The sequence below is a fragment of the Streptomyces sp. NPDC058464 genome (assembly GCF_042721035.1).
Lineage (GTDB): Bacteria > Actinomycetota > Actinomycetes > Streptomycetales > Streptomycetaceae > Streptomyces.
Map to the genome: position 1 here is coordinate 11,814 of NZ_JBHXMA010000043.1, position 9,508 is coordinate 21,321.

The following is a 9,508-nucleotide window of genomic DNA, read 5'->3' on the forward strand; positions in this document are numbered from 1 at the left end:
TCCGTGAGCGACACCGCAACAACACCGCTGCAGCGGGTCACCCTGCGGCTCGGCCAGATCCGCGTCAACCCGCTCAACGTCCGCAAGGACCTCAACCTCAACGACACGTTCCTGAAGTCCATCGCCGCCAACGGCGTGAAGATCCCGGTGGTCGTCGTCCCGCTGGACGACGAGGGCACGGCCTACGAGCTCAAGATGGGCCACCGGCGCTGCGCCGCCGCCCGGGCCACCAAGGACACCGACGAGGAGCGGGACCTGATCGAGGTTCCCGCCTACGTGCTCGACCCCTCCCTGCGGGAGGCCGGCGAGGACTTCATTGACCAGCTCCTGGAGAACGACGACGACTACCGCGAGGGCCTGACCGAACTGGAGAAGGCCGACGCCCTGTTCGGCGCGGTCGAGGCGGGCATGAAGCAGACGCGGGTGGCCCAGCTCACCGGCCGCTCCCGCAAGGAGGTCTCGCAGGCGGTGAAGACCGCCAAGTCGGTCGGGGAGCGGACCCGCTCCGCGCTCGCCGAGGCCGGTACGTACGATCTGGACCTGGAAGTCCTGGGTGTGCTGGGGGAGTTCGACGACGACCCGGCCGCCGTCGACCGGCTGCTGGAGGCCTACGCCAAGGGCCGTTTCGAGTTCCAGGTGCAGTGGGAGCGTGACGACCGCGAGGAGCAGCGCGCCCGTGACGGTGTCCGCCCGCAGCTGGCGGCGGCCGGGGTGCGGCTGGCCGAGGACGCCGACGCGCTGCCGCCGAGCGCCGAGCCGCTCAGCGAGCTTGACGGCCCGGACGGCGGGCCCATGACCGCCGAGGCACACGCCGACTGCCCCGGCCACATGGCCACCTGGGCCGAGAACCCCCGCGAGCCGGGCGACGTGGACTACTACTGCACCGACCCCGACGGCTTCGGCCACTACCCGCCCCAGGAGGACGCCCCGGAGCCGGAGGACGGCGGCGACAGCAGCGCGCAGGACACCGACACGGTGGCGACGACGAAGGCGTCGGAGCCGTCGCGGGAGTACGTCATGGCGGGCAACAAGGCCTACCGCGCCGCCGAGAAAGCCCGGCACGCCTGGCTGAAGGACCTCATCGGCCGCAAGACCGCGCCGAAGCCGCTCGCCGCGTTCGTCACCGCGCAGCTGATCACCTGCCCCAAGCCGGTGGCTCAGTGGGTGGGCGACGCGGGCCGCCGGGAGCTGGTCAAGGAGCTGACCGGGTACGACCAGCCCGCCGAGCGCGCCAAGTCGGCGACCCCGGCCAAGCTCACCCTGCTGAGCTTCGCGGTGCTGGCCGCGACGTTCGAGAAGCGGATGAGCGAGGCGCGGACCTGGCGCACCGACAGCGCCGCCCGTTCGTCCGTGCTGGAGCTGAGGGAGATCCGCGAGGACGCCCGGGTCTGGCTGGCGTTCCTCGGCGAGATCGGCTACCCGCTCTCCGCCGTCGAACAGGCCATCGCCGACGACGTGGCCTACCAGGAGCGCGAGCCGAACCCGGCCGACACCGACGACCAGGACGACGAGGCCGCCGAGGACACCCTGGACGGCGCCGCGAGCGCCGGGGACTCCGAGGCCGCGTCCTGACCCGCCGCCCGGAAGGCCCCGCCATGCTCCGCTCCGAACTTTCCCTTTGCACGCCTCTGTTCGTCGCCCAGGCCGCCGTCAGCAACCACACGGGACTCACCGCCCGGACCGCGCTCGCCATGCCGGCCGCGCCGTTCGGCTCCCCCGCCTGGCAGCTGCCCGCCCTGGTCTCCTACCTTCACCGCCTGCGCCAGGAGGACGAGGACCCGGCCCCTGATCTGTGGCGCGCACACACCGAACGCGCCACCGGCCCCGTGCCCCGGCCGCACCTGCGCTACCACGCCGACGCCCTGCACGACCCGGACGCGGTGTGCGTGCTGCACATCCGGCTCGGCCCGCGCGACGAAGACACCGGCTGGCCCGCCGCCGACGTCGCCGTCATCGAGCAGGAGGAAGGCGCCTGCCCCTTCGGCCGCATCACCCGCCGTCACGGCGCCGAGTCGATCGCCGCATACACCGCCGACGAACTGACCGCCGAGCACGCCCGGCTCACAGCCCTCGCCCGCCGCCACCAGGACGCCGCCTTCCTGCGGCTCGCCGAACTGGCCCGGCGCGCCGCCGACTGGGCCGACCAGGTCCGCGCCGCCGCCCACGCCGATGCCGTGCACATCCAGGCCGACCGCGCCCGGGCCCGCATCGCCCGCTGACCACCCCGCTCACCGCCGCCTGTGGAGGCCCGCGCCATGTCCGCGTTCGAACCCGTCTCCCCCACCTACGCGATCTCCGACACCCTCGTGGAACACCGCCTGCGCGGCCGGGGCCACACCCACGCCGACCTGCCCGGCGGCTACCGGCTGACCCTGCGCACCCGCGAGCTGCACGGCCCGCTCCAGGCCGCCCTGACCGCGCCGTCGCCGACCGGTCCCGCCCGGATCTGCACCGCCCGCTTCAGCGCCTACGTGCCGACCCCCGCAACGTCCCGCATTCTCGACGCGGTCACCCGCTACGCCCCCGCCCTGCCCGACGCCGGCGACGTCCGCCCGCCCCTGGGGGCCGTCGCTCGCCTGCTCACCACCGGTGCGCCCTTCCAACGCCCGGGCGAGCCCGGGCTGTTCGTCCAGTTCGGTCACGCGGAAGCCTGGCTGGACGGCAGGCGGCTCGGCGTCACTCTGGGACGCCCCGGCAACGGGCTCAGCCTGGTCCTGGACGGCCCGTGGGACGCGCCGTCCACCGCCCGCCTCACCGCCGCCGTCCTGCGCGAACTGACCGACGCCCGGCGACTCGCTGGGGAAGCCGCCGCGCTGCTGAAGCCCGGGCCGTGGCAGGTCGAATCCGACCGATGGCACCCGGACGCCGCCCTCGTCCTTCCCGCCGACCGACGCCCCGACCCGGAAGACCCCCTGGGCCGCCGCATCTCCCGGGCGCTGCGACAGGTGCAGCTCCAGCTGCGCGCGGCGCAGCCGGACTGGGACTTCCAGGAGATGATCTCCGCCGACGGCTCCGCCGTCGCGATGCGGATCACCCCACACGGCCGCGCCGTTCCCCGCATGGTGCGCAAGGTGGTCAGCACCAGCGCCGCCGGCCCGGGCGAGATGGGCAACACCCGCACGACGTTCGCTCCCGCCGACCTGCCCGCTCCCCCTGACTTCACCCCGGCCCCGCCGCCCGGTGAGGCCCCGTCCCTGGACCTTCACGTCGCGCCGAAGGACACGCACTACTCCTGGGGTGTCGAACTCGGCCTCGGCGCCTGGGCATACATCCTGGACCGCTCACCCGTGTTCTACGGCTCCGGCTGGTACCCCTTCCACGAACACGTCACCCGCCGGGAACCTGACCCCACCGCCCCGCTCAACACCCTCGACGTGCCCACCGGCCGGACCGTGCCCGCGTGCGTGCGGCTCTCCCCCGGCGTCCAGAACTACTCCTGGGGCAACGAGTACGTACAGCTCACCCCGGTCGACCACCGGGTGGAAGCCCGGCTGAACCTGTACGCCGGCCGGGAGCACGCCTACACCCTGGTGCGCGAGGTCACGCTGGAGATCGACCTGCGGGCGAAGCGGGTACTGCTCCCCGTCCGGATCCCTCCGGCCCTGCGCCACCAGGCGGAGGTCAAGGGCCGTCGGATCCTCGACATGCTGCTGGCCGCGCGCCGCGAGCGCCGACGAGGGGCTCGCGAGCCGCGGGCCGTCCTCGGTCCCTGGGACCGCAGCTCCCGGCCCAGCACCGACACCTGACGCGGCCGCCAGCCGCCGGGCGGAAGCCCAGGCCGCCGGCCGATTCACTCCCACCGCCGGTCCGGGGCGGCAACCCCGGACCGGCGCCGTTCACCAACCCGAGGGACGTACCCGTGAACGCCGTACTCACCGCCCCAGCCCGGCAGCCGTCGATCCCGGCGGCGGGCACTCTGTATCCCGAGACGTGCACCTGCACGCCCGCCACCCGCTACGCCTGCGGCCACTGCTACCACGAACAGTGCGTGGACTGCGGGTTCTGCACCATGGGCAGCTGCGTCTGCCACTGCGAGTACGGTCTCGGCTTCCATCCCGGCGACTCGCCGCCCGAGGGGCCCATGTTCTGGCTCGGCGGGCACCGCGCCAAGTGGCTGTCCACCTGGGGCGTGCCGATGTGCCTCTCGCGCAACGTGCTGACCGGCATGGTGACGTTGCCGCGCGCCGCCGAGGACTGGGTGTGCGACTCGGGCGCGTTCTCCGAGCTCGGCGAGCACGGCAGCTGGACGATCGGGCCCTACGCCTACGTCCGCGAACTGCGTCAGTTCCGCGACGGGATCGGGCGTCTGGTCTGGGCCGGACCGCAGGACTGGATGTGCGAGCCGGACATGGTCGCCAAGACCGGTCTGTCGGTGCGCGAGCACATCGACCGCACCGTCGGCAACTTCATCGACCTGATGGCCGAGGACCCCGGCGTCGACATCATCCCGAGCGTCCAGGGCTGGCGCCCGACCGACTACGAGGCCTGCCTGGACCTGTACGACAAGCGCGGCGTACGGCTCGCGGACTATCCGCTGGCCGGGGTCGGCTCCGTGTGCCGCCGCACGTCGGTCAAGGACGTCGAAGCCGTCCTCGCGACCGTGGCCGGCGCAGGCCTGCGCCGCCTGCACGGCTTCGGCCTCAAGACGAAGGCCCTCGAATCCTGCGCCGGATACCTGGCCTCCGCCGACAGCCTCGCCTGGTCGCGCGACGCCCGCTGGAACGCCCCGCTCCCCCAGTGCGAGGGCCGGCACAAGAGCTGCAACAACTGCGTGCACTGGGCGATGCGCTGGCGCGAACGCGTCCTGGACGTCCTGCACGCACCCCGCCAGCTGATGCTCCCCACCGCCTGAACCACGGCCGACCGCGCTGGTCCGGGGCGGCAACCCCGGACCGGCGCTCACCAACTCACCACCCTGAGAGGACTCTTGTGATGTCAGCGTACGAACAGCCGCCGCTCGATCCCGGCGCCGTCTGCCAGCGGTGGAGGAACCGCCGCCACAGCTGGAGGCCGACCGGTGAGGGCGGCTTCGATCCGGCTCGCTACCGGGTCCGTGAGATGCCGAGCAACCTGGTCCATACGGCGCGGGCCTTCGTCCGCGCCCACCACTACAGCGGCTCGTGGCCCGTTATCTTCACGATGATCTAGTAAGCAGCCATGTCAGAGACGTCCCCGTCCGCATGGCCTGGTCATCGGTATCCGAGGGGTGTTTGGCATTTCAGGCACGTTTGTCACGTCGTTCCGTGCTGAGCGGGCGGCGCTGGAGCAAGGCCGTACGGTGTGGGTGATAGTTGGGGTGGACGACTACGTCCTCCACGACGAGGGTTCGCTCTTTCTCGCAGCGCTACGCAACGCCGGCAAGGCGTACAACACCGAGCGCACGTACGCGGGTCGCACGGCGCTCTATCTCTCGTACTGCGCGTTCCATAGGCTCCCGTGGGCTCAGGTGACCGTGTGGCAGCTGGCCCGGTTCTTGCACTGGCTCGTCGAAGAGCCTCTGCCGTCGAGGAGCCGGGCGGGCGGCGGGCCGGAACGGTTCCGCGACACGAACACCGCGAACGCGATCACCGGCACGGTCTGCGAGTTCCTGGCCTTCGGCAGCAGGATGGGCTGGGTTGACCACGAGCTGACTGACCAGCTCACCGAGCCAAGGTACCTGCGCTATCTGCCGCCCAACTTCAACCCGGGCGAGAATAACCAGCACCGTACGGTCCGCTCGCGACAGCTCAAGTTCGCGTCGGTGGACTCCGGGATCGAATGGCTGACGGTCGACCAGATCACGCGCCTGGTTGAGGCCACGCGCCACGCTCGGGACCGCTTCCTGGTCCTGCTGCTGTGGTGCACGGGCATGCGGATCGGCGAAGCGCTCGGTCTGCGGCGGGAGGACATGCACCTGTTGCCCGACGCGCTGGCCTTCGGCTGCCAGGAGAAGGGCCCGCACGTCCACGTACGGCGCCGTCTGAACAGCAACGGAGCATGGGCGAAGTCCCGGCGGCCACGCGCCATCCCGGTGACCAGCGACCTGGTCGGCTGCTACGCCGACTACCTGTACGAGCGCGCGGCCGTACCGGAGGCGGAGTTCACTGAGCAGGTTCTGGTCAACCTGTTCCGTGCCCCGCTGGGCCGGGCGATGACCTACTCGAACGCCAAGGACCTGTTCGACCGGCTCGCCCGCCGAGCCGATCTGATCGCCCGCCCGCACATGGTGCGCCACGGCGCCGCCACTGAGTGGATCCGCCAGGGGCACGACCGCGCGGTGGTGAAGGACCTGCTCGGCCACGAGTCGGACTCTTCGATGGGCGTGTACATCCACACCTCCGACGAGGAACGCCGGGCGGCGGTCGAACGGGCCGACGCCCGACGCCGGGAGCTGTCCCGATGAGCGTCCTCACCCCTGCTCACGCACTCGAGAGCGACGTCATCTCACTGCCGTTCGACCGCGCGAAGTGGCGGGAATGGCTGATCGGGCACACGGACGACGCGAGCTGGCGCCTTGACGAATGGGACGGCAGGCACTGGCTGTTCACGGGTGACCCGGACAAGGAGTCGACCGCGATCTGGCGCTGCAACAGCGCCGGATGCCATGTCGCGGTCCGCGCGACCCGGCACCTGTGCCGGTCCTGCTACGAACAATTCCTCGAGAGCGGGCTGAGCCGGGAGGAGTTCACGACGGTCGGCCGACGCGCCTTGGTGCGCTCGCTGCCGGGCTCGCGGCCGCCGTGCTCGGTCGAGCACGACGGGCTGCGGTGCGCCCTGGAAGCCGCGACACTTGGCGCCTGCACCCCGCACTACGCGCAGTGGCGCCACCAAGTCCGCAGCGGACAGACGCAGTTGGAGCTCGACGACTGGCTCAGGATCCATGCCGAGCCACGTCCGCCTGGCGATCCGTGCCGCGTCGGTGCCTGCGCCGGCACCGCTCACGCGCGGGTACCGCTGTGCACGTACCACCGGGAACGCTGGCGACGCTACCGCAAGGAGACGGCCCTGAAGGCCGCGACCAATGAGGACCTGGGAGCCTGGGCAGCGGCGCAGCACCCGTGCCTGACAGGCTTCCAGTTCTCCCTGATCGCCCTGCCCGACCTGCTACGCCACGAGCTCCTCTATGCCCTGGTCGAGCGCGACAAGCAGCGTCCCACGCTCAGCCCCATCGCCATGCGGCTGATGGTCCGCGGCCTGGCCGGAGTCGACAGCATCGCCGCCCTGACGGACAAGAAGCTCGCCGATCTCGGCTATCTCGACCGCAACTGCGAGGCGCACTGGAACGACGTGGTGCGCCTGGTGCGCGGAGCCTTCGACCGGTTCTGCGGCATCGACCCGCTCGACAAGCCTGTATGGGAGTTGAGCGACCTGGGCCTTCGTTCACGCACCCGCTCCGGCATACGCACCACCGCGCGCCGACTGGACGTCACGAAAATCCGGCAGGACTGGCTGCGCCAGCTCCTCGCGGACTGGATCAAGGAGGCTACGCCCGAGAACGCCGCTTTCCGGATTGCCTACGAAAGCTGCGTGGTCGCTTCCCGCGCTCTGGCCAGGCGGCCCGGCGGCGGGGACGACCCGTCCGCGCTCAAGGTCACCGACATGGACGCAGTGGTCACCGAGATCCGCGGACAGGGCCGCAAGGACGGAACCGGACCACTGTCCTCGGGCTCCCGCAACGAGCTGCTGACCGGCTTCTGCCAGCTCCTCGACTTCGGCCGCCGCCTGCAGATCCTCGACCACCTCGCCACCGGGTTCGCGCGCCATCCGCATCACAAGATCCCCTACGAGGACTCCTCCGAGGATATGGCCGGCAAGGCCATCCCCGAGGTCGTCATCGCCCAGCTCGACGCCGCGACCGACCTCATCGGCGTCGGTCTCGTCTACGGCAAGTTCCCGCCGGAGGTCGTGCAGGCGATGATGCTCACCGTCTACATCCTGCTGCGCGACACCGGACGCAGGCCCTGGGAGGTGCGCTGGCTGCGCATCGACTGCCTGGAAGCGGACGGCAGCGAGTACGTGCTGATCTGGGATAACCACAAGTCGCGGCGGAACAAGCGCCGCCTGGAGATCAGCCGCGAGACCGCCTTCGCGATCCAGGCGTGGCTCGAGATCCGCAGGACCCTGACGATCCCGGCCCGCTCGCGCACCTTTCTGTTCCCCGCGGCGTCGAGCCATGCCCACGACGCGTGCATCGACTCCGGCACCGTGGCCAAGATGCTGCGGAGCTGGGTCGACAGCCTGCCGACACTGATCACCGACGCCGTCGACAAGGACGGCCGTCCCCTGGAGTTCGACCGCAGCCGGATCTTCGCCTACGCCTTCCGGCACACCTACGCTCAGCGGCACGCGGACGCCGGAACGCCTCTGCACACCCTGCGTGACCTCATGGATCACAAATCGGCAGATACCACTCTTGGATACTTCCGGGTCTCTCTCGAGCGGCGCCGCAAAGCGGTCGAGACGATGCGACTCCACGTCGTCGACCGCTCTGGGCAGGCGGCGCCGACCTCGTCGGCCACGGCGTACGAAGCACGCTCAGTGGCCGTGCCGTTCGGAAACTGCACCGAGCCCTCGAACGTGAAGGCCGGCGGCGGGAGTTGCCCGATCCGGTTCCAGTGTTCCGGCTGCGGCTTCTACCGCCCCGACCCCTCCTTCCTCCCGGCCGTCGAAGACCACATCCGCGCGCTCAAGGCGGACCGGGAAACCGCTCGGGCCATGCAGGCCGCCGAGTTCGTCATCCGCAACATCACCGACCAGATCGACTCCTACCAGTCCGTCGTTGCCGGCATCCACACCAAGCTCGCCGCGATGCCCGAGGATGAGCGGCGCCATATCGAAGAAGCGTCCGCGGTGCTGCGCAAGGTCCGCGCCACAGCCCCGCTACCGGTCCTCCCCATTCCCACCGTCCCCGCCAGGAGCACGTCCGATGAGTGAGTCCCGTACGCCCGCGCAGGTCCTTCGCGATGCCCGGCAGAAGGACTCCCGCACCAAGCGCGCCAGAGTCCTGTCCATCGTCGATCAGCTCGTCGCCGACGAGGAACCGGTCACCTTCACGGGAGTGGCCCGCGCCGCGAACGTCTCACACTGGTTGGTCTACGCCGACGGGGTGCGCGAGCACATAGAAGCCGCTCGCCGGCGCCAGTCCCGCACCACACGCGGCGAGGCCCGCAGCCAGGCCAAGGCCCCTGCCGGCTGGAAGGTCGAGCAGGAGATCGTGCGCGAGGAGAACCGGCGCCTACGCACCGAAGTCGAGCGGCTCAAGGCGGCAGTCCGCCGGAGCCTGGGCCAGCAACTCGACCAGCTCGGCACCGCCGACCTCGCCACGCGGGTGGACGAACTCACCGCTAAGAACCAGAAACTGCAAGACGACCTCACCCAGGCGCTGGCACGGGTCGAGGAACTGACGGGCAAGCTCGCCGAAGTCGAGGACGACCTGGCCAGCGCACGGACCAGCCTGCGACGCATGATCCGGTCCGAGAACCTGTGAACTTCAGTCCTTTGCAGACACTTTATGCACGCCCACCCGGGG

At 70.9% G+C, this 9,508-nt stretch carries 8 protein-coding genes; all 8 read left to right on the plus strand.

The genetic code is table 11. The annotated features are described in order from the left end of the window. The first annotated feature begins 3 nt into the window (after nt 1-3). On the plus strand, nt 4-1,572 hold the full coding sequence (locus ACFWPQ_RS40750; RefSeq protein ID WP_384046763.1) for a ParB/RepB/Spo0J family partition protein: 1,569 nt from the start codon (nt 4-6) through the stop codon (nt 1,570-1,572). A gap of 23 nt (nt 1,573-1,595) precedes the next feature. Then, the gene (locus ACFWPQ_RS40755) at nt 1,596-2,219 is read left to right on the plus strand and encodes a hypothetical protein (protein ID WP_384046766.1); all 624 of its coding nucleotides are present in this window, start codon (nt 1,596-1,598) and stop codon (nt 2,217-2,219) included. A 36-nt stretch (nt 2,220-2,255) separates the two neighbouring features. Further along, on the plus strand, nt 2,256-3,746 hold the full coding sequence (locus ACFWPQ_RS40760; RefSeq protein WP_384046769.1) for a hypothetical protein: 1,491 nt from the start codon (nt 2,256-2,258) through the stop codon (nt 3,744-3,746). A gap of 113 nt (nt 3,747-3,859) precedes the next feature. After that, nucleotides 3,860-4,852, plus strand: a complete 993-nt coding sequence (locus ACFWPQ_RS40765; RefSeq protein ID WP_384046771.1) for a hypothetical protein — start codon at nt 3,860-3,862, stop codon at nt 4,850-4,852. An 80-nt stretch (nt 4,853-4,932) separates the two neighbouring features. Beyond that, nucleotides 4,933-5,148, plus strand: a complete 216-nt coding sequence (locus ACFWPQ_RS40770; protein ID WP_384046773.1) for a hypothetical protein — start codon at nt 4,933-4,935, stop codon at nt 5,146-5,148. Between the two features lie 148 nt (nt 5,149-5,296). Next, nucleotides 5,297-6,382 (plus strand): tyrosine-type recombinase/integrase, encoded by a 1,086-nt coding sequence (locus ACFWPQ_RS40775; protein ID WP_384046776.1) that lies wholly within the window; start codon nt 5,297-5,299, stop codon nt 6,380-6,382. After that, on the plus strand, nt 6,379-8,913 hold the full coding sequence (locus ACFWPQ_RS40780) for a tyrosine-type recombinase/integrase (RefSeq protein WP_384046779.1): 2,535 nt from the start codon (nt 6,379-6,381) through the stop codon (nt 8,911-8,913). The genes ACFWPQ_RS40775 and ACFWPQ_RS40780 overlap by 4 nt, the downstream gene beginning before the upstream one ends. Next, nucleotides 8,906-9,466 carry a DUF6262 family protein gene (locus ACFWPQ_RS40785; protein WP_384046782.1) on the plus strand — a complete coding sequence of 187 codons (561 nt, stop codon included), beginning with the start codon at nt 8,906-8,908 and terminating at the stop codon, nt 9,464-9,466. The genes ACFWPQ_RS40780 and ACFWPQ_RS40785 overlap by 8 nt, the downstream gene beginning before the upstream one ends. The last annotated feature ends 42 nt before the right edge of the window (nt 9,467-9,508 follow it).

Coding starts and splice junctions, on each gene's coding strand:
- ACFWPQ_RS40785 (WP_384046782.1), top strand. CDS start 8,906: ATGAGTGAGTCCCGTACGCCCGCGCAGGTCCTTCGCGATGCCCGGCAG.
- ACFWPQ_RS40780 (WP_384046779.1), top strand. CDS start 6,379: ATGAGCGTCCTCACCCCTGCTCACGCACTCGAGAGCGACGTCATCTCA.
- ACFWPQ_RS40760 (WP_384046769.1), top strand. CDS start 2,256: ATGTCCGCGTTCGAACCCGTCTCCCCCACCTACGCGATCTCCGACACC.
- ACFWPQ_RS40755 (WP_384046766.1), top strand. CDS start 1,596: ATGCTCCGCTCCGAACTTTCCCTTTGCACGCCTCTGTTCGTCGCCCAG.
- ACFWPQ_RS40770 (WP_384046773.1), top strand. CDS start 4,933: ATGTCAGCGTACGAACAGCCGCCGCTCGATCCCGGCGCCGTCTGCCAG.